This is a genomic window from Denitrificimonas caeni, from assembly GCF_905120345.1.
Taxonomy (GTDB): Bacteria; Pseudomonadota; Gammaproteobacteria; order Pseudomonadales; family Pseudomonadaceae; genus Denitrificimonas; species Denitrificimonas caeni_A.
This window is the reverse complement of record NZ_CAJHOA010000006.1, coordinates 207,892-232,104: the sequence shown is the minus strand read 5'-3', so window position 1 is coordinate 232,104 and position 24,213 is coordinate 207,892. Positions and strand designations below refer to the sequence as shown.

The window sequence follows — 24,213 nt, the reverse complement described above, 5'->3', positions numbered from 1 at the left end:
GACGGGTGAAAACCTTTGTCTATGTTTTGTTTAACCGCGATGGCGGTTTCTAAAAAAATTAATTAAACCTTGGGTTGAAGCATCCGTTACAGTGCTTAGTGTTTGCGTAGTTAAGCGTTGATAGACATCTTCGCCTAGCACTTTACCCAGTTCAACACCCCATTGATCAAAGGCATTGGTCCCCCACACGACACTCTGGACAAAGACTTTATGCTCGTAGAGGGCAATTAAAGCGCCGAGACGACGTGGGCAGACACGTTCCAAAACTAAAGTGTTACTGGGACGATTACCTGGAATTTCTTTATGGGGTGCTAAACGCTGCACTTCACTTTCATCGAGACCTTTATCTCGCAGTTCTTGCGCGGCTTGCTCGAGGCTTTTACCTTGCATTAAGGCTTGGCTTTGCGATAAACAGTTCGCATACAGCCACTGGTGATGATCAGCAATTTGATTATGGCTGACCACCGGTACAATAAAGTCAGCGGGCACTAACATGGTGCCTTGGTGCAGTAATTGGTGATAGGCATGCTGACCATTACAGCCCACTCCACCCCAAATCACTGAGCCGCTAGGATATGTTAAAGGCGAGCCATCTTGGCGTACATGTTTGCCATTGGACTCCATATCCAGCTGTTGTAAATGCTGGGTGAAATTACGCAAATAATGGTCGTAGGGCAAAATAGCTTGGCTTTGTGCTTGCCAAAAATTGTTGTACCAAATACCAAGCATCGCCATGATCACGGGCATATTTTCGGCAAAGGGCGCCTCTTGGAAGTGTTGGTCCATGCTCCATGCGCCTGCCAATAACTCTTTAAAGTTGGACATGCCGATCGATAATGCAATCGGCAGGCCGATCGCTGACCATAATGAATAACGACCACCGACCCAATCCCAAATGGGTAGTATATTTTCAGGGGCAATACCGAAAGCTACTGCAGCTTCAATATTACTGGATACCGCAATAAAGTGACGATCCACACAGGTCTCAGTACCGCCTTGGGCAAGGTACCAACTGCGTGCTGCTTGAGCATTTTTTAAGGTTTCGAGGGTTTTAAAAGACTTACTGGAAACAATAAATAAGGTGGTTTCAGCATTCAGGCTGTTACTCAGTTCGTGAAACTCACTGCCATCAATATTGGCTAAGAAATGGCAATGCACACCTTGCTGGGCAAACGGTAGTAGCGCTTCAGAGACCAGTTGGGGGCCTAGAAACGAGCCGCCAATACCAATATTAACGATATCTGTAATAGGCTTTTCGCTGTAGCCGCGCCACAAGCCGTTGTGAATGCGGTTGACCATTTCGGTCATGCTGCTGAGCACATTATGAATCAACGGAATGATATCCTCGCCATCCACCACTAGCGTATCGCCAATGGGTCGACGTAAGGCCGTGTGCAGTGCTGGGCGTTGCTCCGAAGCGTTCACAGATTTGCCATTAAATAACGCTTGAATGGCGTTTTGCAGATGGCTTTGTTCGGCCAGTTGCATCAGCAAATCTAGAGTGGTGTTATCCAACAAGTTTTTTGAAAAATCTAATAGCAAACCATCGTGGTTTAAAGAAAAACGCTGAAAACGCTGCGTATCTGTCGCAAAGGCATCCTGCATGCGGAAATCCTGCATGGCGTCGCGCTGTTTAAGCAACTGCTGCCAAGCGGGGAGTTTAGATGCATCAAAAGGCTGTTGGTAGTGGGTCATGACACCGATCTACTTATATTAAAAAAATGGGTGGAACCGGTCCACCCATTATTGAATGCAAGAGGCTTAGGCCAACTGCACAGGAATTGCATTACTGCTATGGCTCAGTGAACCATCTTTACCCATATAGAGTAAACGTGGCTCATGAGTAGCGAGCTCGCTCTCTTCATAGTTGCAGTAAGCGCAAATAATTAACACGTCACCGACAGCGGCTTTATGAGCGGCTGCGCCGTTGACCGAGATGATCTGGGAACCGGCTTCGCCACGAATCGCGTAGGTGGTGAAACGTTCGCCATTGTTGACGTTATAAATTTGGATTTGCTCGTACTCGCGAATCCCCGACTGATCTAACCAGTCGCCATCAATGGCGCAAGAGCCTTCATAGTCAACGACGGCATGGGTGGTAATTGCGCGGTGCAATTTCGCTTTGAGCATAATGGTTTGCATGGTGTTTTCCTCTTCGACGTAGCGCAGTACTGGTAAGTTAAGCGCCAGTACTCGGCGTCTGTCGTTATTACAGATCAAAAATCAGATTGTCGATTAGGCGTGTGCTACCGAGATAAGCGGCAGCTAATAAGACCAACTGAGTGCTCTGCACAGCAGCGGGTTGTAGGCTTAGCGCATCACGCAGTTCTACATAATCAAGACGAAAGCCTGCGACTTGTAGATCAATGTTAAGTTGCTCAAAGAGCGCTGCGTAATCACGGCGGCCATTTTTTATTTGTGCTTTAACAGTCTGCATGCACTGATGCAAAGCAGGAGCGCTGGCACGTTGTTGCGCGTTAAGATACCCATTTCTTGAAGATAATGCGAGGCCATCTGTATCACGAACAATGGGAACGCCAAAAATTTGCACTGGCATATTTAAATCAGCAACCATTTTTCGGATGACCGCCAGTTGCTGATAGTCCTTTTCGCCAAATAGAGCCATATCGGGTTGCGCCATATTCAGCAGCTTGCAGACCACAGTGGCTACGCCATCAAAATGGCCAGGACGACTGCCACCACATAAACCCGTAGACACACCTGGCACGCTGACAATAGTGTGCTGCGTCATTCCCTGCGGGTACATAACCTGTGCATCAGGGGTGAACAGCAGATTACAACCGGCTTCGAGCAGCTTACTCTGATCTGCGGCTAAAGTACGTGGATAACTGTCGAGATCTTCGTTTGGACCAAACTGCAACGGATTGACAAAAATGCTGGCGACAACGAAATCAGCGCGCTCAACGGCCTGTTTGACGAGGGCGATATGACCCGCGTGTAAATTACCCATGGTGGGTACCAAGGCAATGCGTTTGCCTTCACTGCGTGCGCGGGCAATGGCGGCGCGTAACTCTGGCAGCGATTGTACTGTATTCATGCGTGGAACTCGTGCTCTGCTGCTGGGAATGATTGGTCTTTAACCGATTGGGTGTAGAGGCTGATTGCGCCCGCAATACTGCTTTGCCCTTGCATAAAGTTGCGTACAAATTTAGGCGTACGGCCACTTAATGATAAGCCCAGCATGTCGTGTAGTACCAGAACCTGGCCATCAGTACCAGGGCCGGCGCCAATGCCAATCACCGGCACCTGCACGGCGCGACTGATGCGTTCTGCCAGTTCACTGGGTACACACTCTAACAGCAGTAAGGCTGCGCCCGCTTGCTCAAGGGCAATGGCTTCATCCAGCATTTTTTGTGCTTGTTGCTCGCCACGACCTTGCACTTTATAACCGCCAAAGACATTGACTGATTGCGGGGTTAGGCCTAAGTGCACGCAGCAAGGAATGCCGCGCTCGGCTAATAAGCTCACGGTGTCTGCTAACCAAGCGCCGCCTTCAAGTTTGACCATGTGCGCGCCGGCCTGCATCAGCTTGGCGCAGCTTTGATAGGTTTGCTCAAGGGTTGCTGCGCTCATAAAGGAGAGGTCGCTAAGGATCAATGCACCTTTATTGCCGCGTTTAACCGAAGCCGTGTGATAGGCCATATCTTCAATGGTCACGGGTAAGGTGCTGTCGTGACCTTGCAGAACCATGCCCAACGAGTCGCCAATTAATAAGATTTCGACACCTGCGGTACAGGCAGTGGCGGCAAAAGTCGCGTCATAACAGGTCAACATGGCAATTTTTTCGCCGCGCTGTTTGAGTTGTAATAAGGTTGTTAGGGTGACATCAGACATGCAAGGAGTCCTCTTTGGTACCTTTATGGGTACTCGTATCAAGGTGATTATAGTCCTGACGGCTTCGCTGTAAGTCAATCATTTCTATGCTTATTGGCTGCCATAGAGGTACCAAGCTGAGGCGTATGCAGGCGCTGCAGGGTTGGGTCAATAGGGCAGTTGCTTAATAAATCCACCAGTCGGCGACCATCGGGTAGTTGCAAATCAGCAGGGCAAAGCTCTGCTAAAGGCAGTAAGACAAAAGGTCGAGCGTGCATATGGTAATGCGGAACACAAAGACGCTCATCGTCAATAATATGCTCACCGAACAGTACAATATCCAAATCCAGCGTGCGTGGGCCCCAGCGTTCAGCTTTACGTTGACGGCCTTGATCAAGCTCGATCGCTTGTAATTGATCGAGTAACGCATGCGCTGTTAAATCAGTTGCTAAGTGTGCGACTGCATTGGTATAGCGCGGCTGGTCACTTGGACCCAGTGGCGCGCTGGAATAATAGGCGGAGATTGCGACTAAACGCGTTTCTGGCAGTTGTGCTAGAGCTGCTAGCGCTGCATCCAGTTGCTGCACAGGCTCAGCTAAATTGCTGCCTAAACCAATATAAACCTGCTCCATTACTCGTGACCTGGCGCCATATGGTCGGGTTTGCTGGTGCGTGGTTTGCTGCGTCGACGTTTGCGTGGCGCGCTACTTTTGCTGGATAAGTTGCTAATCATCTCGCGGCGCTGACTGTCGCTGGCATCTTGATACGCTGTCCACCAATCACCCAGCCCTTCAGTGGGCTCGCCAGCACTTTCACGCAATAGTAAAAAGTCGTAACCGGCACGGAAACGAGGGTGTGCTAATAAAGTGTCAGCGCGTTTGCCTGCGCGGCGTGGTAAGCGTTCTTGCATATCCCAAATTTCACGGGTGGGCATACTAAAGCGTTTTGGCACGGCGATGCGCTGCACTTGCTCGAGTAGGACTTGGTGCGCCGCTTCTTGCATGGCCGGTAGCGCGTGCATGCCATCATTTTGCAAGCTGATCGCGCGAACTGTGAGCGACGGCCAGAGCAATGCTGCAAATAAAAATGCAGGTGTGACAGGGCGATCCATATTGACGCGCTTGTCCGTGCTCTTAAAGGCGTTGCGCAGTAAGCGATCAACATTCTCTGGTTGTCTTAGTAGTGCTTTAGCTGTGCCGGGGAACAGTTGGGCGAATAAATCGTACTCGCAGAGCAGTTCATAGGTGCGTACAGCGTAGCCACTGAGAAAGAGTTTGAGTACTTCTTCGTAAAGACGCGCCGAGGGGATATCCGCTAATAAATGCGCTAAACGGCGAATCGGTTCGGCGGTACTGTCTTCAATCTCAAAGTCCAGTTTGGCGGCAAAGCGAATGGCGCGCAGCATACGAACAGGGTCTTCAAGGTAGCGTTGTTCTGGGTCACCGATCAGACGGATTAAGCGACGTTTAATATCGGCAAAGCCCGTACTGTAATCGTGAACTTTTTCGTTGCTGACATCAAAGTACAGGGCGTTCATGGTGAAGTCGCGGCGCTGGGCGTCATCTTCCATGCTGCCGTAGACGTTATCACGCAAAATACGACCGCTGACATCATGCGCCGATTGATCGTTGTTCGCGACATCATCATCTTGTACGTGATTGCTACGGAAGGTCGCAACTTCAATAATTTCGCGACCAAAATGTACATGCACTAGTTTAAAGCGTCGACCAATAATACGTGAATTACGGAATTCGTAACGCACCTCTTCCGGAGTCGCATTGGTGGCGACGTCAAAGTCTTTTGGCGTTACACCGAGCAGGGAGTCACGTACGCAACCGCCGACTAAGTACGCTTGGAAGCCCGCATGCTGTAAGCGTACGGCCACATTGGCGGCGTTACGACTGAAGTCTGCACAGCTGAGACGGTGCTCATGGGCTTCCAGTACGGTGGGTTGTTCGGGTTCTTTGCGCTGGCGTGAAAGGCGAAAGGGTTTAAAAAGCTTTTTCAGCATAACAAGGCCTGTTTGCGACTCGCGACAGAAGGATAATTCATAAACGCTGTGCGCAACAAAATCAGCGGCAAAGAGTGCAGTGCGGCCTGTGCGATGAAACGAAAAGAATTATTGTATTGTGAATGGCACATCATGGTTAACGATTCTACCACCGCTAGAGTGCGAGGTGAACGAAGAAAATGCTTAAGCGTCTTGGAGTGTTGTGTGTAGTGATCAACAAAGAGGAGGTAAGTGCTTGAATCGATAATGTTACGGGGGAAGCCTTGGCTTCCCCCGTAGAGTATTCATTGCGTTGTTTTTATTGTTCTAGGCACTGTTGTTATTGTTTTTTGCCTGCTTTTTTTTACAGCTCACATTAAGCTGTAGAAAAGTTAACGGATTGCTTTGAATGCTGACGCGATTGTTGCAAACTCAGTCGATACGGGCGCTGCATTATTAACTGCAGTTTTGTTATTCTCGGATCATCTGTGTTACTACAATCTTTATCCTCTGCAAAGTAATCAGTTAGCTGCGTCTCCCATGCTGTTGTTTTTATTGTGCTGGAGCCGTTACGTCTTATTCTTATTATTGGTTGGTGTTTGTTATTGTTGTTGTACGGATATATAAAGCATGAGGCGTGCCAACTTTAATAATTACCTTGTAAATCAACGACTTAGTGTTTTTATCGTATATTCACAGGGTTTTTGAATTTTTGTTTTCATTCAGAGTGTTACCGTCAGTCACGGTAAGTGTTACGTCATGTGGGCGAGGTAACAGTTTTGTTTAGAGAGCTGTTGTATTGTTTTGCGTGACGGTAATGCCATCGGTTATCAATTGCGTTAAAACTTTTATCTCGCCGTTGTTTAGGCGTGCTGTGACACCTGCAGTTTCATTGAGCAGTATCAAGTGACTAATTATCTAGAGTGTTATGCTTAAACTTGAGTTATCGAAGCCATGGCGACTTTTTCCTCAGTCGCCATGCCACATTGATTGACAGGAGTTAATTATGAGTAAAAATGCAAGTTTTTTTATGCCGGTTGTCTCGTTATTCGGGGCTAATGTGTTATCCGAGCTGCCTGATCGCGTGAACTCTTTAGGCGTGGGAAAGCCGCTGATTGTTACTGATAAAGGTATGACCGAGCTGGGTTATACCAAGCGTGTTACCGATTTGCTTGAGGTGGCGGGTATTGAGTTTGCGGTATTTGATGAAACCGTACCTAATCCAACGGATGACAACGTTAAGCAGGGTTCTCGTGCTTATAACGATAATAAATGCGACATGTTGATTTCACTGGGTGGTGGTAGTGCTCATGACTGCTGTAAAGGTGTTGGGCTGTTAGTGTCGAATGGAGGTGTCATTTCTGACTATGAAGGAGTGGATATGTCGAAAAAACCACTGCCTCCTTATATAGCTATTAACACTACAGCAGGAACGGCCAGCGAGTTGACGCGCTTTACGATTATTACCAATACCTCCAATCACGTGAAAATGGCGATTGTTGACTGGCGTGTGACACCTGATTTAGCGATCAATGACCCGTTGTTGATGTTGAATATGCCGCCGTCACTGACTGCCGCAACGGGTATGGATGCGCTGACGCATGCGGTGGAAGCCTATGTGTCAACTGATGCAAATCCGGTGACAGATGCATGTGCGCTGCAAGCAATACGTTTGATAGCCCGATATTTACGGGTGGCTGTGGCGCGTGGCGATGATCTCGAAGCGCGTGATCGTATGGCCTATGCGCAGTATTTAGCAGGTATGGCCTTTAATAATGCCGGTTTGGGTCATGTGCATGCGATGTCGCACCAGTTGGGTGGCATGTATGACTTGCCGCATGGTGTGTGTAATGCGTTGTTACTACCGCATGTCTGTGAGGCTAACTTAATGGCCGCGCAAGAGCGTTACGCTGATATTGCTGAAGCCTTAGGTGAAAATACTTACGGGCTAGCTGTGCGTGAAGCGGCAGCAATGGCTGTGGTAGCGATTCGTTGTTTGTCTGCGGATGTTGGTATTCCAAGTAATCTCAGTGACTTAGGGGTTAAGGATGAAGACATTGAGACGATGGTGACGCATGCGCAGCAAGATGTTTGTGCTGCAACCAACCCAAGACGTTTAAATGATAAAGAAGTGGCGGCGATTTTCCGCGCTGCGATGTAACTGATTACGCTTAAGAGTGGCGTGCGTTGTTGTGAGAATGCTGGACGGCGAGGTATGGCCTACTTCGCTGTGGAGGTTCAACTCCGGCGCGATGTCATTCGCGGCTCCACTCACTACCTTTACAGCAAAGTGCCTGTTGATCATCGATGTTGTTAGCAGTTTAGGCCTGTGCAATAGCAAACAGCACCGATTTTCAGCAGCACTTTACTTACCATGGCTTAAGCATGGGTCATTTGTCGGCAATGGTTTAAAAAAGCATTGAGCTGTGGTGATAAGGTTTTGTTGCGGTGGTAAATCAAAAAGAAGCGTCGTGTCAGTTCTGGCAGCGTAGTACTCAACTCAACTAATTCACCGCTATCCAATAATCGGCTAACGATCGCGCGTGATAAACACGCTAAGCCTAAACCAGCTGCTGCAGCGTGCTTAATGGCTTCTGAATTGCTCAGTTCTACGGCTGAGCGCAGTTGATGTAAGTGCGGTAGCAGTACGTGCTCGACAGCTTCCTGAGTGCCTGAGCCCGGCTCGCGTAACAACCATAAGGCGTTTTGTAAGTCGCTCAGTGGCACTTTACGCTGTGGATCGCCTTGTAAAATAGGATGCAGGGCTGCGCAGACAATAACCAGTTCATCGTCTAACCAAGGCTCCACCACTAGATCAGGCTCATGGCATGGGCCTTCGATTAAGCCGATATCGACCTCAAAGTGTGCTACTGCGGCGGCAGTGGCAGCGCTATTGGCAATCATCACGCGTGGATTGCGTTGTTTGCTTGGCGTCGCTTGCGTTGCCAGTAACGTGGGTAACAGATAAATGCCAATGGTAGTGCTGGCGCCGATGTATAAGCCTGAGCCAGGGGTATCTGGACTGCTAAATTGCTGCTCAATGGTGTTCGCAGCATCGAGCATTTGTCGTGCTTGCGGTAAGAGTAAACGACCATTATCGTTCAATACTAAGCGCTTACCCACGCGATCAAATAGCTCAATACTGAGCATGTTTTCTAATTCTTTTAGCGCTGCGCTGGTGGCTGATTGCGACAAGGCAATACTTTGCGCAGCCGCGGCAGTGCTACCGGATAAGGCCACTGCAGTAAAAATCTGCAATTGGCGCAAGGTGATTTGCATGCCGAAACCCTCAAGACAGACTGTTATTAACCCGTTATACCGTTTGATTATACCTATATAATTCGTTTTATTGTTTAAGCGCTGATCTTTACACTGTTTTCCATCGGGTGCTGATACAGACCTTCAAAGATGATGAGAGCGTTTAAAATGTTAGCGTTAGAAAAGAAAAACACCGATATGCTGGATTGCCTGCCGCAATGGCTGCAATTGCGTGCTGATTTGATCCCAGGCTTAGCGTTGTGTGCTGTTTTATCTGTTGGCGCCATGCTGTTAGATCGTGTGCCTTGGCTGCAAGCGCATGGATTGTCTGCATTAACTTTAGCAATTGTGCTGGGTTTTGTTGTAGGTAACACTGTGTTGCCCAAAATAGACAATCTTTGTGCACCTGGAGTGGTGTTTGCTAAACAGTATTTGTTGCGTTTAGGCATTATTCTTTATGGCTTTCGTTTGACCTTTCAGGACATGGGCTATGTTGGCCTGACCGGTGTCATAATTGATGCGTTAGTGCTGACTACAACCTTTAGCTTAGCGGTGCTGCTGGGGGTGCGCTTGTTTAAATTAGAGCGCGGTACGGCGATGTTGATTGGTATAGGTAGCTCTATTTGTGGTGCTGCAGCCATTATGGCGGCAGAGCCGGTGTTAAAAGCACGGGCTGAGCAGGTTACTGTGGCGGTCTCTACGGTTGTGGTGTTTGGTACTTTGGCGATCTTTGTCTATCCGTTACTGTACAGCTTAAATATACATTGGCAGTTTCTCGACACCACAGATTTTGCTTATGGCTTGTTCGTCGGCTCTACCATTCATGAAGTGGCCCAAGTGGTCGCCGCAGGAGCCGCTATTAGCCCTGCAGCTGCGGATACCGCGGTGATTGCTAAGATGGTGCGGGTGATGATGTTGGCGCCATTTTTGATCGGTTTGGCTGTGTATTTAGCGCGAGCTAAGGCTGCGCAGACGACTCAGCAACAGGGTAGGAAACAGGGTGTTTTAGCCGGTGTCAGTGTGCCATGGTTTGCCTTTATCTTCGTCGCTGTCGCAGGTTTTAATTCTTTACAGCTGATGCCTGAGGCGACTTTGCTGCATATTACCCAAGTGGATACGGCGTTATTAGCGATGGCCATGGCCGGGTTGGGCTTAACCACTGATATTAAAGCGATTCGTCGCGCAGGTTTTAAACCTTTAATGCTCGCCAGTCTGTTGTTTACTTGGTTGATTGTCGGCGGTGCGACGCTCAATTACGTTATCAGTGCCGTACTTGTCTAAATATATTAAGTTCGCGTTACTGCTAAAAAACCGTGCTCTACACGCTTGATTAAGAGGCGTGTAGAGCACGGTTTTTTAGGCTTAGGGAAACAGGTCTAACAGTGATCAGTTCAGTCTCAGTGGGGCATCGGTAGTCGCTTAGAGGTCATCGCAGACATGGTTTTTATTCAAATCATCGAGGTCGAAGTCTTCTTGCATGGCTTGTACGCTTGGAAAAGCACCACCTAACTGCGTCATACATTTTTGCATGGCTTGAAAATTAGGATTTTTTTGCATGTCTTTAGCAAAGACGATCGCGGTATCTTGGGCTTTTTGACGTTGCCCGGACTGACACAGTTGCTTTATTTGATCGACCATTTTCTCACTATTTTTTGCCATACCTTCTAAATAGCTCGCATCAACATTTTCAGCCATGCAGCTTTGCATTTGCATCATTTGCTGCATCATCTGTTCATGCTCGTTGGCGTGCGTGAAAGGGCTGGCGATTGCTGTGATGCAGAGCGTAGCGGCTAAGATAGAGTACTTGAGCATGGGCTTTAACCTGTATTTGTTGTGACTTTAGTGTTTGAGAATAGGCGATTTATCTGTGCTTGCCCAGTTTTAAGACTAAAAACATGGGTAGACCAAAGGCTGTAATGATTGGGCGCAGGTAGCGCAGTTGCTGGGTTGGCTGACGAATCTGGCTTGCCTTATGCTAACTGTATATAATGCCAGCTATTGTTGTTAGGCTGTTGCTCGCTAATACGCGCTTTTTATCGATAAGGAACGACTGTGATTGGATTTCTACGTGGCACGCTTCTTGAAAAACAGCCGCCGCATGTGCTGCTGGATGTGAATGGTGTTGGCTATGAACTGGAAGTGCCAATGACCACCTTATTTCAACTGCCTGTTGTGGGCGAGCCTTTGCAGCTGCATACACATTTAGTGGTGCGTGAAGATGCACAGTTGTTATATGGCTTTTATACCAAGCGTGACCGCACTTTGTTTCGTGAGCTAATCCGGTTGAATGGGGTCGGTCCTAAGCTGGCGCTAGCACTGATGTCAGGTATGAGTGTCGATGAGCTGATTCAATGTGTGCACGCCGAAGACACCAGTCGCTTGATGAAAGTACCTGGCGTCGGCAAAAAAACCGCTGAGCGCTTATTGGTTGAATTGAAGGATCGCTTTAAAAACTGGGACAGCACACCGTTGGCGGGGCAAAACGGTATGGAACCTAGCGTAATATCTACAGTCACAAGCGCGCAGAGTTCAGAAAAAGATGCGGTCAGTGCCTTGGTTAGTTTAGGCTTTAAACCTGCCGAAGCCAGTCGCGCAGTGAGTGCCGTATTGGAAGATGGACTCAGCAGTGAAGACTTAATTCGTCGCGCACTGAAAGGCATGGCGTAATTGAGCCACATTATTTGGGATAACTGCAGTTTATGATTGAAGCTGATCGCCTGATTGCCGCGGCACCCCGTGAGCGCGAAGAACATATTGACCGAGCGATTCGTCCGTTAAGTTTGGCTCAATATATTGGCCAGCCGAGTGTGCGCGAGCAAATGGCCTTGTTTATTGAAGCGGCTAAAAACCGTCAAGAGGCGCTCGATCATACCTTGATTTTTGGCCCGCCCGGTTTAGGCAAAACCACTCTGGCTAATATTATTGCGCAAGAAATGAATGTGTCATTAAAAAGCACCTCGGGCCCAGTGCTTGAGCGTCCCGGTGATCTAGCTGCGCTCTTGACCAATTTAGAAGAAGGCGACGTGCTCTTTATCGATGAAATTCACCGTTTGCCGCCCATCGTTGAAGAAGTATTATATCCAGCGATGGAAGACTTTCAGCTGGATATTATGATCGGTGAGGGGCCCGCCGCGCGTTCAATTAAATTAGATTTACCGTCCTTTACGCTGGTCGGTGCGACTACCCGGGCTGGCATGCTGACCAACCCATTGCGTGACCGTTTTGGCATTGTGCAACGCTTAGAGTTTTATAACGACACTGATCTGACTACTATTGTCACGCGTTCAGGCGGTATCTTAAAAATGCCGATTGAGCATGAAGGTGCTTATGAAATTGCCCGTCGCGCACGCGGCACACCGCGGATAGCCAACCGTTTGTTACGTCGCGTGCGCGATTTTGCGCAGGTGCGCGGTACTGGTCATATTACCCAAGCTATTGCTAATCAGGCGTTGAACTTACTGGATATTGATGAGCATGGTTTTGATCACCAAGACCGACGTTTACTGCTGGCCATGATTGAGAAATTTGATGGCGGTCCAGTGGGAATTGATAGTTTGGCGGCAGCGATTAGCGAAGAGCGTCATACGATTGAAGATGTGTTGGAGCCCTATTTGATTCAGCAAGGTTTTATTATGCGTACTCCGCGTGGCCGGGTGGTTACACGCCATGCTTACTTGCATTTTGGCTTAAATTTGCCAGATCGTTTACAAGATCTCACTCTGTTGGAAAAGTACAGTGATGAAGAGTGAAAATATACCTGTGTTTTTGATTGGCAATTACCCAAGGTGGCATTAAAGTATGCGCGCATTAACAGCAGCATCGCGGTTTACCATTCCTTGTCGTGTCTACTACGAGGATACGGATGCAGGCGGCATCGTCTATTATGTGAATTATCTAAAATTCATGGAGCGTGCTCGCACTGAGCGTTTGCGTCATTTAGGCTTTTCCCAAGCGCAAATGGCCACCGAAAATCTATTGTTTGTTGTGCATTCCTCGCAAGCACGCTATCACGCTCCGGCTCGTTTAGATGATGAGCTGCAGGTGAGTGTGCAGGTGGAAGTATTAAAACGTGCCAGTTTGAAATTCTATCAGCAAGTACGCCGTAGTCATGATGATGTGTTGCTCTGTGAAGGACATTTCACCATTGCCTGTGTAGGTGCCGATACCCTAAAACCTCGGGCTATTCCCGAACTGTTATATGCGGCCTTTAATGCCGATGTGCAAGATTTTGCAGGAGAGTAAGCGTGGAAGCGAATGCCGTTGATCAGATGTCAATGTGGAGCTTAATTAGCAACGCCAGTCTGGTTGTTCAGTTTGTTATGTTGATTTTAGTGGGAGCCTCGATCACCTCATGGGTGATTATCTTCCAGCGCAGCCAATTATTGCGTACTGCGCGCAATAGCTTAAACATCTTCGAAGATCGCTTTTGGTCGGGTGTGGATTTATCCAAACTGTACCGTCAGGTCAGTACTGATCCTGATCCAGACTCAGGCGTGGAGCAGATTTTTCGCGCCGGTTTTAAAGAGTTTTCTCGCTTAAGTCAGCAGCAAGGGGCGAACCCCGAGTCAGTGATGGATGGCGTCGCGCGTTCGATGCGGGTGGCCATTTCCCACGAAGAAGAAAAGCTTGAACAAAGTTTGCCTTTCTTAGCAACGGTTGGCTCAACCAGTCCTTATATCGGTTTGTTTGGTACGGTGTGGGGGATTATGAACTCTTTCCGCGGTTTGGCCCAAGTGCAACAAGCCACGCTGGCAACCGTAGCGCCCGGTATTGCTGAGGCCTTGATTGCGACGGCAATTGGTTTGTTTGCTGCGATTCCTGCGGTGATCGCTTATAACCGCTTCGCTGCACGTGGTGAAAACTTGATTGCGCGTTACTACACCTTTGCTGATGAGTTTCAAGCCATTTTGCATCGTAAAGTCCACTCTAAAGAGGATTAAGGTGCCCCATGCACAGAGCAAGAATTCGTAATCGTCGCAAGCCCGTTGCAGAAATGAACGTGGTGCCCTATATCGACGTGATGCTGGTGTTATTGGTGATCTTTATGGTCACCGCGCCCATGCTCAATCAGGGTGTAAAAGTGGATTTGCCGCAAGTCAGCAGTGAAGTGTTGCCACAAGACAATAATTCGATTGTGCTGACGATCTCGATTAAACCGGATAAAAGCTACTACTGGAATACCAGTACTGAAGTGGATGTCGACACGGTGCAAGATAAAGCGGTTGAACTCGCGCAGATGGTCAATGCCGCGCGCGCTATTTTGGCCGCTAATGCTGCCCAAGGTAAAAAAGTACAAGTCTATGTGCGTGCTGACAAGACGGTCGATTACGGCAGTGTGATGGCCGCAATGGGTGGTTTGCAGCAAGCGGGTGTGACTGACGTTGGCTTAATTACTGAGGCACCTTAATGCGAGAGCATGACCGTTCTTCTTCGGAAAACCTGTTTTGGCCGGTGGTGTGGGCGGTAGGCCTGCACGCGCTGCTGTTTGCATTTTTATTTGTTAGCTTTGCTAGAACTCCGGATTTGCCACCTGCGCGACCGGTGATTAAAGCCACGCTCTATCAATTAAAATCGCAAAGCCAAGCGACCACGCAAACCAATCAAAAAATTGCCGGTGAAGCTGCGAAAACATCCGCGCCACGTTATGAGGTTGAGCAACTGGAGCAGAAGAAAATTGAGCAAGAAAAAATAGCGGCTGCTGCGAAAGCTGCGCAGGCGCAAAAAGCCGACGCTGCGAAAGCAGATGCACAAAGCAAAGCTGAGCAGGCGCGTAAACAGGCCGAGCAAAAAGCTGCTGAGGCGCAAAAGCAGGCGCAAGCTAAAAAAGAAGATCAAGCAAAACAAGCCGCAGAGAAACTAAAGCAGGCAGATGTTGCCAAAATCAAAGCGGCTGAGGATGCGAAGAAAAAAGCAGCCGAGGACGCCAAGAAAAAGGCAGCTGAGCAAGCGAAGAATAAAGCCGCTGAAGACGCGAAGAAAAAAGCGGCTGAAGAGGCTAAAAAGAAAGCTGCAACAGAGGCTGCTAAAAAGAAAGCCGCTGATGATGCGAAGAAAAAAGCTGACGACGACAAGAAAAAGCGTGCCGCTGAAGAAGCGGCTAAACAGAAGAAAGCTCAAGAAGCCTCACGTAAGTCTCTTGAGGATAAAAAAGCCGGTGCTTTAGCGGAGTTGTTATCTGCAGATACGCAGTATCAGCAAACGGTTGCTGATACGGTAGGTTCGCAAGTGGCCGGTAGTCTTGATGATTTGATCGTGCGTTTAGTCAGTGAGCAGTGGGTGCGACCCCCGTCGGCTCGTAACGGAATGGCGGTGACGGTATTGATTGAAATGTTACCGGATGGAACCATTACCAATGCCAGTGTGACTCGCAGCAGTGGCGACCCAGCCTTTGATGCATCGGCAGTCGCTGCGGTACGTAATGTGGGACGCGTCCGAGAAATGCAACAATTGGACCGTAAGACGTTTGATAGCTTATATCGCAAACGTAGTGCGGTGTTTAAACCAGAGGATTTAAGTCTGTGAAAATATTAAAACGATGGTTGTTATTGAGTGCGCTATTTTGCGTCAGCATAGTGCAAGCGGCGGATCCTTTGCTGATTTCCGGCGGCAGTGACCGTGCGATCCCGATTGCCGTGGTGCCTTTTGGCTGGCAAGGCGGTAATGTGCTGCCAGAAGATATGGCGCAAATTATTGCAAATGACTTGCGTAACTCCGGCACGTTTGAGCCGATTGCTCGACAAAATATGATCAGTCAGCCGGCGCAAGCCAGTGAGGTGATTTTTCGCGACTGGAGTGCAGTCGGTGCGCAGTATGTCTTGGTGGGTAAGATCACGCCGAACGGTGGACGCTTACAAATCAGTTATGCCGTGATCAATGTTAGTACAGAGCAAGTGATGGTTAGTGGTTCAGTGGCTGGCGCAGTTGAACAACTCCGTGATCTGGCTCACCATATTTCTGATCAAGCCTACGAGAAAATGACCGGTGTTAAAGGTGCGTTCTCAACACGTTTGTTGTATGTGACAGCAGAGCGTTTCTCGGCCAGCAACACTCGCTATACCTTGCAGCGTTCTGACTATGATGGTGCGCGAGCAGTAACCTTGCTGCAATCACGCGAACCGATTTTATCACCCTCGTTTGCTCCTGATGGTAAGCGCATTGCCTATGTTTCCTTTGAGCAAAAACGCCCACGTATTTTTGTGCAGAATATAGAAACAGGCCATCGTGAACAAATCAGCAATTATGAAGGCCTCAATGGCGCGCCGTCTTGGTCACCGGATGGCAAACGTTTAGCTTTTGTTTTATCACGTGACGGTAACCCTGAAATTTATGTCATGGATATGGGCTCGCGCCAAGTGCGTCGCGTGACCAATCATGCTGCCATTGATACTGAGCCTTTTTGGGGTAAAGATGGACAAACCATTTACTTCACTTCGGATCGTTCAGGTAAACCACAAATTTATCGGATGAATATTAATGGTGGAGCGGCAGAGCGTGTCACCTTTATTGGTAATTACAATGCCAACCCGAAATTATCAGCGGACGAAAAGACCTTGGTGATGATTCATCGTCAAGAAGGTTACGCCGTATTTAAGGTGGCAGCGCAAGATTTACAGCGCGGCAGCTTAAGAATTCTATCTGATTCAAGTTTAGATGAGTCACCTACTGTTGCGCCCAATGGAACAATGGTAATCTATGCTACCCACCAACAGGGCAGGGGTGTCCTGATGCTTGCATCTATCAATGGGCGGGTGCGGCTCCCACTACCTAGCATACAAGGCGAAGTCAGAGAGCCTTCATGGTCCCCTTACCTAAACTGATGATGGGTTATCTGTTAACTAAAACTAATATGTTGTTTTCTTGGAGCTTGTAAAATGGAAATGCTTAAATTCGGTAAATTTGCTGCTTTATCTTTGGCTTTAGCTGTTGCAGTAGGTTGTTCTTCAAAAGGCGGCGATGCTAGCGGTGAAGGTGCAATTGATCCGAATGCCGGTTATGGCGCAGACACAGGTGCTGTCGATGGTAGCTATGGCAGCGGTAGTGAAGAAGCGGCATTGCGCGCAATCACCACGTTCTACTTTGAATTTGATAGCTCAGACCTAAAACCTGAAGCCATGCGCGCACTTGATGTACACGCACGTGACTTGCAAGGTAACGGTGCACGCGTTGTTTTAGAAGGTCATGCTGATGAGCGTGGTACTCGCGAATACAACATGGCACTTGGCGAGCGTCGCTCTAAAGCGGTACAGCGTTACCTCGTTCTGCAAGGTGTTTCACCTGCACAACTGGAACCAGTATCTTACGGCGAAGAGCGTCCAAACGTAGTGGGTCATGACGATAGCGCATGGTCACAAAACCGTCGTGTTGAATTGCGTAAGTAATAGGTAATACGAATGATCCGCTCAACCCTGATAGCCTTGGCCCTCAGCCTGCCGAATTTGGCAGTTGCTGCGATCCCAATCACTGATCGCTCAGCCTATGAGCAACCGTATGCTGGCGCAGATCAGGGTATGAGCGGAACTGCGACTGGAGGTGGTGCTACGGCACCACTTTCAGCTCAAGGTGAGTTGTTTATGCAGTTACAGCAGATGCAAGAAGAGATTGCAACGCTGCGTGGCCTGCTTGAAGAACAACAGTATGAACTGAGTAAATTACGCCAAGAAAATCTTGAGCGTTACCAAACATTAGACAGTCGCTTAAATGAGGGTGTCGCTGCACAAGCGCCAAGTCCATCTACAGCGCCTGCTTCGTCAGAATCCAGAGCTGGCGCGCCAGCAGCACAAGAAACAGCTGGACAAGCCGACCCTGAGCAGGAAAAGCTCTATTACGAAGCGTCCTTTGATTTAATTAAAGCGCGTGATTTTGATAAAGCGCAGCAAGCATTTAGTGCTTTTTTGCGTAAGTACCCCAATAGCCAGTACGCCGGTAATGCGCAGTATTGGTTAGGCGAAGTGCATTTAGTGCAAGGTGACTTGCAAGCAGCAGGTAAAGCTTTTGCTTTGGTCAGTCACAGCTATCCTGAACACAATAAAGTACCCGACTCTCTGTATAAGCTGGCTGACGTTGAACGTCGCTTAGGTAACGCAGATAAGGCGCGCGGTATTTTACAGCAGGTGGTTGCACAGTATCCCAAAAGCTCCGCAGCACAATTAGCTCAACAAGATTTAGGTAAGCTTTAACACACTGCTTTGATCAGCACGTTCGCGCTCGGCGTGGGTCCGTGCTGTGCAGTGCCTCATTCAGCAACGGAGGCGGACGGCCTGTTTTGCTGTCGCGCCCGGCGCACATAGTATGCAAAATACCTTACGTATCACCGAGATATTTTATTCGCTACAGGGCGAAACACGCACCTCTGGTTTGCCCACGGTTTTTGTCCGTCTAACGGGCTGCCCTTTGCGCTGCCAGTATTGCGATAGCGCCTATGCCTTTACTGGCGGGCACATCTTTTCCCTCGAAGCAATTCTAGCCCAAGTGGCAAGCTATAAGCCGCGCTATGTCTGTGTAACTGGTGGTGAACCACTGGCGCAAGCTAATGTTTTAAGTTTGCTGGGGCAACTTTGCGACGCCGATTATCAGGTCTCGATAGAAACCAGTGGCGCATTGGATATCAGTGGTGTTGATCCACGAGTCAGCATTGTACTGGACTTGAAAACGCCTGATTCTGCAGAGTCACAACGCAATCTGTATCAGAATATCGATTTACTCAAGAGCCAAGATCAAGTCAAGTTCGTGTTGTGCAGTCGTGCTGATTACGATTGGGCGGTGACCAAGTTATTGCAGTACAACTTGGCTGCGCGGGTCAGTGATGTATTGTTCTCGCCCAGTCAGGGGCAGCTGAGTCCGCGTGAGCTGGCCGATTGGATTGTCGCGGATAATCTACCGGTACGTTTGCAGTTGCAATTGCACAAGCTGCTGTGGGATGACCAGCCCGGCCGATAGTGCTGTTGCTGAGGATCTCAGCGGCTCATGTCAGCCAATCGCGCTTGAAAAATGATAAAAGGGGATGATTATGAGTAATAAACGAGCCGTTATTTTATTATCCGGTGGTTTAGATTCTGCTACGGTATTGGCTTCAGCGCGCGCACAAGGCTATGACTGCTACACGATTAGTTTTGATTATGGTCAGCGTCATCGCAGTGAATTAGAGGCCTCACGCAAGATTTCAGCGGCTCTAGGGGCCGTTGAACATAAGGTGATTGGGATCGACTTAGATGGCATGGGTGGTTCAGCACTGACCGATAGCCGTCTTGAAGTACCAGAAACGGCGAGTGATGGTGAGATTCCTATCACCTATGTACCGGCGCGCAATACTGTATTTTTATCACTGGCATTAGGCTGGGCGGAAGTGCTGCAGGCTTATGATATTTTTATCGGTGTCAATGATGTTGACTACTCCGGCTATCCTGACTGTCGGATGGAGTTTATCCAAGCATTTGAGCGGGTGGCTAATTTAGCCACCCGTGAGGGCGTTGAGGGTCGGCCGTTTCGCATTCAGGCACCCCTGCAAAGTATGAGTAAGGCTGATATTATTCGGCTTGGTGCGCAGTTAGGGGTAGACTACGCGCTCACCGTATCCTGTTATCAAGCCGATCATGATGGTCGAGCTTGCGGAGTCTGTGAAAGTTGTCAATTGCGTAAACAAGGTTTTATAAACGCAAATATTAATGATGTAACGCGGTATTTTTGACAAAAATAAAATTTATGCTTGCTCTGAGCTGAAAACCCCGTATTATTCGCACCCCTTCCGGGTCGTTAGCTCAGTGGTAGAGCAGTTGGCTTTTAACCAATTGGTCGTAGGTTCGAATCCCACACGACCCACCAACTTTTCTGTTGGCATCATTTTATCGTCAGTATTGTGTTGTATCTTTTTTAAATTAATAAAAAATACACGTGTTAACATTGCGCTAATGTGCGCTGTGAGGACTGACATCAATGACGCAAATTTCTGAACGTATTTTGGTTCAAGCACACTTGGCAGCCAAGCAGGTTGAAAAACTCACGCCTGAACAAGAAGCTCATTATGCTGAACGTATTATTGCTGAACTGAAAGCACAAGATGCTGTTTTAGTCGCGCATTACTATTGCGATCCAGTGATTCAAGAACTGGCTGAAAAAAGTGGTGGCTGTGTGGCTGATTCACTAGAAATGGCCCGTTTCGGCAGTCAGCACAGTGCGCAAACACTGGTTGTTGCCGGTGTGCGCTTTATGGGTGAAACCGCAAAAATCCTTAATCCTGAAAAACGTATTTTGATGCCCACTTTAGAGGCAACTTGCTCGTTGGATTTAGGTTGTCCAGTGAAAGAGTTTTCTGAGTTCTGTGATCAGCATCCTGAGCGCACTGTAGTGGTGTACGCCAATACCTCAGCGGCAGTTAAAGCCCGTGCTGATTGGGTCGTCACTTCTAGCTGCGCCTTAGATATTGTTGAAAGTTTGATGGATAACGGGGAAACCATTCTCTGGGCTCCTGATGTGCATCTAGGTCGTTATATTCAGCGTGAAACTGGCGCGGATATGCTGCTTTGGGACGGTGCTTGTATTGTCCATGAAGAGTTTAAGGCTAAGCAGTTAGCGGATATGAAAGTATTGTATCCGCAAGCAGCGGTACTCGCGCATCCGGAATCGCCGACTGCCGTGTTGGAACTGGCCGATGTGATTGGTTCGACTACACAATTGATTAAGGCCACTCAAGAGTTGCCTAATGAGCAATTTATTGTTGCGACTGATCGCGGTATTTTCTACAAAATGCAGCAGTTAAGCCCGCACAAGAGCTTTATTGAAGCACCAACCGCAGGTGAAGGTGCGGCGTGCCGCAGTTGTGCAAACTGTCCGTGGATGGCAATGAACACGCTCGAGGCTTTGTTACTGGGTCTGCAAAATGGTGATAATGAAGTCATTGTTGACCCAGCGATCATTCCAAAAGCTGTACGCCCTTTGCAGCGGATGCTCGACTTTACTCGCGATGCGCAGATTCAGCTGAAAGGTAACGCTTAACTAGAGACAGCCTGTGGGTTCACTGTTATGACACGGATGTTTATCTACTTTACTGGTTTATAAGCCAAGCAAGCGATAGCTCACTTGTAACTGCTGATGAGATGGCGAGGCTGAGTCGGTTCAGCCTCCAGTTTTTGACGTAAATGAGCCGTATGCGCCCGTATTCGTCTTTAACGAACGAATGCGGGCGCTATACCATACATGGCCATCCATGGCTTGGCTTGTTGTGCCACTAGCGCTGCAGTGCTTAAGCGGCTAACTCACCGGCTGGGCCGAAAAACTCATAGTTAATGTCGCTATCTTCTACATTACGCGCTTTTAGTAAACGCCAAACATGCGAAAGCATCGGTGTTGGGCCGCAGATGTAAAATTCACTTTGACGTGCGCCTACAAGCTCATCAAGTAATGCTTGATCAACAAAACCTTCACCTTGATGCACCTGATGCTCAAGATCATGTGCTGTCGGTTCACTAAAGCGCACGTGAGTCTTTAGGTTGGCATGTTGTGCTTGCAGAGTTGCAAGTTCGCTAGAGAATGCACGGACAGTACTGTTTAAAGCACACTGAATAAAAATAATTTCTCTATCGCTATGTGCAGCCAAAGCACTATGTAACATAGAGAAAACAGGGGTTATACCTACGCCGCCAGCAATAAATACCAATGGGCCTTGTGCGTGCTGCGGTGCTTTAAAGGTGAACTCGCCACAGGGTGGGGCAAGCTCAACAACATCACCGACTTGCAGTTGATCGTGTACGAGTTTTGAGCATACGCCATCTGGAGTGTCTGGCTTTAAAGCGACTTCGCGCTTGACACTGATTCTGTAGTGATCTTCACCTGCAGGGTTGGATAAGCTGTAATTGCGCATAATTGGCATACCGCCTTCAGGTGTCACACGCAGGGTGATGTACTGACCCGGTAGATGAGCCTGCAATGCTTGACCATCTTCAGCAGTAAAGTAAAGCGAGACAATATTATCGCTGGCTTGCTCACGTTTGCTGATTACAAAACGCTTGAAGCCGGTCCAGCCGTACTCGGCTTCTTGGTCAGCGTAGATTTTCTTTTCACGAGCAATAAATAAATCAGCCAGCTGATTATAGGCTGCGGCCCATGCATCGATAATATCAGGGGTGGCCGCGTCGCCTAAGACTTCCTTGATAGACGCCAGTAAGTTTGCCCCAACAATAGGGTAATGCTGTGCTTGGATACCAAGTGATGCATGCTTTTGTGCAATCAACTCAACAGCGCTGGCTAAAACACTGGGGTTTTCAATGTGCTTTGCATAAGCACAGATAGCAGCAGCTAAGGCCCTTTGTTGTCCACCAGTATGTTGGTTGGCGGGGTTGAAAAATGATAATACCTCTGGGTTTTCACGAAACATACGTTCATAAAAATGACGCGTCAGAACTTCACCGTTTGCATCGAGTACAGGGACTGTTGCTTTGATAGTAGCCAGTTGGTTTGCTGTGAGCATTAGTTCATCCTAAAAGTGGTGTTTTACATACTTGTTTTAAAGTGGCATCCTAAATGCCTCTTTTAGATAGGTCAAGTCATGCAGCTTTCTAGACACACAGATTTTTCGCTACGGGTTCTTATATATCTGGCATTACAGAAAGAGACGGCACCGGTTACGGTGCAGAAAATTGCAGAAGATTATGGGATTTCGATCAATCATGTCGCTAAAGTGGCGCAAACTTTAGTGCGTTTTGAATATGTGCAAAGCTTGCGTGGGCGTAGTGGCGGATTGCTGCTGGCGCGACCAGCGGCCAGCATTAGTGTGGGGCAAGTTGTACGGGATGTGGAAAACTTAAAACTTTTGGATTGTTTTGGATCCGGCTCAGAATGCCCAATTGAACCTGTATGCCAGCTAAAAAATATTTTACATAAAGCTCAACATGCTTTTTTAACAACGCTGGATGAGTACACATTGGCCGATCTTATCGGTCGGCGCGAAGCACTAGAGACACTCTTGTTTAAATCGGGTCCTTTATAATTTTGCATCTTAGCAACTAACCGCAACCATCACCGTCTAAACAGTACAAAAGAGCGTATCGATGGATACATATCCTATCCACAGCAGGGCATACAACATATTTCGGCTGCACGACCAGAAAAAAGTATCCAGCTCTCATCTAATTGTTGGTTTTCTGCTGCTGGGCAACTAAATGCATGGTGCTTATTTGAAAGTGTAATAAACTCCAACCTCCAGTAACCATCGGTATACGATGGAGTTGCTGATTATTGATTAGGATGAGGTGTGATTTGACTACTTTACACAAATGTATTGCGCTGGCCGGTGCGCTGTTATTAACGGGCTGTCAAGCCGTTAACACCACAGGCTCGAGTGCAGTGGGTGTCGATCGTAAACAGTATATGTTCAGTATGCTGAGCACCAATGAAATCAACCAAAGCTATGCGCAAACCTATCAAGAAACAATTCAGACCGCGCAGAGCAAAGGTAAACTGGATACACGCAGTAACAATGCTAAACGCTTGCAAGCGATTGGTCAGCGTTTGATTGCTCAGGCGGGTTATTTCCGTGCTGATGCGCAGCAGTGGGATTGGCAGGTGAGCTTGATTGAAAGTCCTGACTTAAATGCTAACTGTGGTCCCGGCGGTAAAATTATTTTCTACAGCGGTATTATCACTAAACTGCAGTTGACGGATGATGAGATTGCTGCGGTGATGGGGCATGAGATCGCTCACGCTCTGCGTGAGCATAGTCGTGAGGCCATGTCCAAGGCCTATGGTATTGAAGTGGCTAAGATAGGTTTAGGCGCTGTGTTAGGGGTGAGCCAAGACACATTGGCACTTGCTGAAACCGCCGTTGAATATGGCATGACCCTTCCCAATAGCCGTGGCGCAGAAACTGAAGCGGATCTACTCGGCATCGAGTTGGCGGCGCGTGCGGGCTATAACCCAAATGCTGCGGTCAGTTTGTGGAATAAAATGGAGCAAGCCAGTCAAGGGGCTCCGGCTGAGTTCATGAGTACCCACCCCTCTTCATCAACACGCATTTCTAACCTGCAAGCCAATATTCCTAAAGTGATGTCATTATACGAGCAAGCACGTAAACGCTGATTGGTGTTCGCTATAGGTTGCCAGCGCTGTGTTAGACAGACTGGCAGCCGCTCTTTATCTCTATT

25 protein-coding genes and 1 tRNA gene are annotated in these 24,213 nt (G+C 48.3%); 17 read left to right on the top strand and 9 right to left on the bottom strand.

Going from position 1 to position 24,213, the window contains the following annotated elements:
* Positions 1-30: 30 nt before the first annotated feature.
* The 6 genes from pgi to pcnB all read right to left on the bottom strand — a co-directional run bounded on the left by pgi (position 31) and on the right by pcnB (position 5,845).
* The gene (gene pgi, locus JYJ62_RS12575) at positions 31-1,695 is read right to left on the bottom strand and encodes a glucose-6-phosphate isomerase (protein WP_205342562.1); all 1,665 of its coding nucleotides are present in this window, start codon (positions 1,693-1,695) and stop codon (positions 31-33) included.
* 66 nt (positions 1,696-1,761) lie between these two features.
* The gene (panD, locus tag JYJ62_RS12570) at positions 1,762-2,142 is read right to left on the bottom strand and encodes an aspartate 1-decarboxylase (protein ID WP_205342561.1); all 381 of its coding nucleotides are present in this window, start codon (positions 2,140-2,142) and stop codon (positions 1,762-1,764) included.
* Between the two features lie 67 nt (positions 2,143-2,209).
* Positions 2,210-3,058: a pantoate--beta-alanine ligase gene (gene panC, locus JYJ62_RS12565; protein WP_205342560.1), complete on the bottom strand. Its 849-nt coding sequence runs from the start codon at positions 3,056-3,058 to the stop codon at positions 2,210-2,212.
* Positions 3,055-3,855: a 3-methyl-2-oxobutanoate hydroxymethyltransferase gene (gene panB, locus JYJ62_RS12560; RefSeq protein ID WP_205342559.1), complete on the bottom strand. Its 801-nt coding sequence runs from the start codon at positions 3,853-3,855 to the stop codon at positions 3,055-3,057. The genes panC and panB overlap by 4 nt, the downstream gene beginning before the upstream one ends.
* 74 nt (positions 3,856-3,929) lie before the next feature.
* Entirely contained in the window at positions 3,930-4,466 is a 537-nt protein-coding gene (folK, locus tag JYJ62_RS12555) for a 2-amino-4-hydroxy-6-hydroxymethyldihydropteridine diphosphokinase (RefSeq protein WP_205342558.1), read from the bottom strand.
* Positions 4,466-5,845, bottom strand: a complete 1,380-nt coding sequence (pcnB, locus tag JYJ62_RS12550) for a polynucleotide adenylyltransferase PcnB (RefSeq protein ID WP_205342557.1) — start codon at positions 5,843-5,845, stop codon at positions 4,466-4,468. Before pcnB ends, folK begins: the two co-directional genes overlap by 1 nt.
* A 985-nt stretch (positions 5,846-6,830) precedes the next feature.
* Between pcnB and JYJ62_RS12545 the strand changes: the two genes are divergently transcribed.
* Positions 6,831-7,985, top strand: coding sequence for an iron-containing alcohol dehydrogenase (locus JYJ62_RS12545; protein ID WP_205342556.1), 1,155 nt, complete (start codon positions 6,831-6,833; stop codon positions 7,983-7,985).
* Positions 7,986-8,203: 218 nt separating this feature from the next.
* Here JYJ62_RS12545 and JYJ62_RS12540 read toward each other — a convergent pair whose 3' ends face one another.
* Entirely contained in the window at positions 8,204-9,103 is a 900-nt protein-coding gene (locus tag JYJ62_RS12540) for a LysR family transcriptional regulator (RefSeq protein WP_205342555.1), read from the bottom strand.
* A 147-nt stretch (positions 9,104-9,250) separates the two neighbouring features.
* On the opposite strand from JYJ62_RS12540, the gene JYJ62_RS12535 reads away from it, so the two are divergent.
* Positions 9,251-10,363: a YeiH family protein gene (locus tag JYJ62_RS12535; RefSeq protein WP_232365782.1), complete on the top strand. Its 1,113-nt coding sequence runs from the start codon at positions 9,251-9,253 to the stop codon at positions 10,361-10,363.
* A gap of 138 nt (positions 10,364-10,501) precedes the next feature.
* On the opposite strand, the gene JYJ62_RS12530 is transcribed toward JYJ62_RS12535, so the two are convergent.
* Positions 10,502-10,894 carry a hypothetical protein gene (locus JYJ62_RS12530; RefSeq protein WP_205342554.1) on the bottom strand — a complete coding sequence of 131 codons (393 nt, stop codon included), beginning with the start codon at positions 10,892-10,894 and terminating at the stop codon, positions 10,502-10,504.
* Positions 10,895-11,134: 240 nt separating this feature from the next.
* Between JYJ62_RS12530 and ruvA the strand changes: the two genes are divergently transcribed.
* The 13 genes from ruvA (at position 11,135) to nadA (ending at position 21,070) form a co-directional block, all read left to right on the top strand.
* Complete coding sequence (gene ruvA / locus JYJ62_RS12525; RefSeq protein WP_205342553.1) at positions 11,135-11,749, top strand: Holliday junction branch migration protein RuvA; 615 nt, start codon at positions 11,135-11,137, stop codon at positions 11,747-11,749.
* Between the two features lie 32 nt (positions 11,750-11,781).
* Positions 11,782-12,831: a Holliday junction branch migration DNA helicase RuvB gene (gene ruvB, locus JYJ62_RS12520; RefSeq protein ID WP_205342552.1), complete on the top strand. Its 1,050-nt coding sequence runs from the start codon at positions 11,782-11,784 to the stop codon at positions 12,829-12,831.
* Between the two features lie 49 nt (positions 12,832-12,880).
* Entirely contained in the window at positions 12,881-13,324 is a 444-nt protein-coding gene (ybgC, locus tag JYJ62_RS12515; protein ID WP_205342551.1) for a tol-pal system-associated acyl-CoA thioesterase, read from the top strand.
* A gap of 2 nt (positions 13,325-13,326) precedes the next feature.
* Positions 13,327-14,022, top strand: coding sequence for a protein TolQ (gene tolQ / locus JYJ62_RS12510; RefSeq protein WP_205342550.1), 696 nt, complete (start codon positions 13,327-13,329; stop codon positions 14,020-14,022).
* An 8-nt stretch (positions 14,023-14,030) separates the two neighbouring features.
* Positions 14,031-14,489 (top strand): protein TolR, encoded by a 459-nt coding sequence (gene tolR, locus JYJ62_RS12505; protein ID WP_205342549.1) that lies wholly within the window; start codon positions 14,031-14,033, stop codon positions 14,487-14,489.
* Positions 14,489-15,604, top strand: a complete 1,116-nt coding sequence (tolA, locus tag JYJ62_RS12500; protein WP_205342548.1) for a cell envelope integrity protein TolA — start codon at positions 14,489-14,491, stop codon at positions 15,602-15,604. The genes tolR and tolA overlap by 1 nt, the downstream gene beginning before the upstream one ends.
* Before the next feature lie 17 nt (positions 15,605-15,621).
* The gene (gene tolB, locus JYJ62_RS12495) at positions 15,622-16,899 is read left to right on the top strand and encodes a Tol-Pal system beta propeller repeat protein TolB (RefSeq protein WP_232365787.1); all 1,278 of its coding nucleotides are present in this window, start codon (positions 15,622-15,624) and stop codon (positions 16,897-16,899) included.
* 54 nt (positions 16,900-16,953) lie between these two features.
* The gene (gene pal, locus JYJ62_RS12490; protein ID WP_205342546.1) at positions 16,954-17,460 is read left to right on the top strand and encodes a peptidoglycan-associated lipoprotein Pal; all 507 of its coding nucleotides are present in this window, start codon (positions 16,954-16,956) and stop codon (positions 17,458-17,460) included.
* Positions 17,461-17,466: 6 nt separating this feature from the next.
* Positions 17,467-18,258, top strand: a complete 792-nt coding sequence (gene ybgF, locus JYJ62_RS12485; RefSeq protein WP_420042847.1) for a tol-pal system protein YbgF — start codon at positions 17,467-17,469, stop codon at positions 18,256-18,258.
* Between the two features lie 112 nt (positions 18,259-18,370).
* Entirely contained in the window at positions 18,371-19,018 is a 648-nt protein-coding gene (gene queE, locus JYJ62_RS12480; protein ID WP_205342544.1) for a 7-carboxy-7-deazaguanine synthase QueE, read from the top strand.
* 70 nt (positions 19,019-19,088) lie between these two features.
* The gene (gene queC / locus JYJ62_RS12475) at positions 19,089-19,766 is read left to right on the top strand and encodes a 7-cyano-7-deazaguanine synthase QueC (protein WP_205342543.1); all 678 of its coding nucleotides are present in this window, start codon (positions 19,089-19,091) and stop codon (positions 19,764-19,766) included.
* A 59-nt stretch (positions 19,767-19,825) separates the two neighbouring features.
* A tRNA-Lys gene (locus JYJ62_RS12470) sits at positions 19,826-19,900 on the top strand.
* A gap of 111 nt (positions 19,901-20,011) precedes the next feature.
* A complete protein-coding gene (nadA, locus tag JYJ62_RS12465; protein WP_205342542.1) occupies positions 20,012-21,070 on the top strand; it encodes a quinolinate synthase NadA in 1,059 nt (352 codons plus the stop codon).
* Positions 21,071-21,317: 247 nt separating this feature from the next.
* Here the strand turns inward: nadA and hmpA are convergent, their stop codons facing one another.
* The gene (gene hmpA / locus JYJ62_RS12460) at positions 21,318-22,541 is read right to left on the bottom strand and encodes an NO-inducible flavohemoprotein (RefSeq protein ID WP_205342541.1); all 1,224 of its coding nucleotides are present in this window, start codon (positions 22,539-22,541) and stop codon (positions 21,318-21,320) included.
* 78 nt (positions 22,542-22,619) lie between these two features.
* Between hmpA and JYJ62_RS12455 the strand changes: the two genes are divergently transcribed.
* Together JYJ62_RS12455 and JYJ62_RS12450 are read left to right on the top strand one after the other, a co-directional pair.
* Positions 22,620-23,060 (top strand): RrF2 family transcriptional regulator, encoded by a 441-nt coding sequence (locus JYJ62_RS12455; RefSeq protein ID WP_205342540.1) that lies wholly within the window; start codon positions 22,620-22,622, stop codon positions 23,058-23,060.
* 269 nt (positions 23,061-23,329) lie between these two features.
* On the top strand, positions 23,330-24,148 hold the full coding sequence (locus JYJ62_RS12450; RefSeq protein ID WP_232365781.1) for a M48 family metallopeptidase: 819 nt from the start codon (positions 23,330-23,332) through the stop codon (positions 24,146-24,148).
* Positions 24,149-24,213 lie beyond the last annotated feature (65 nt).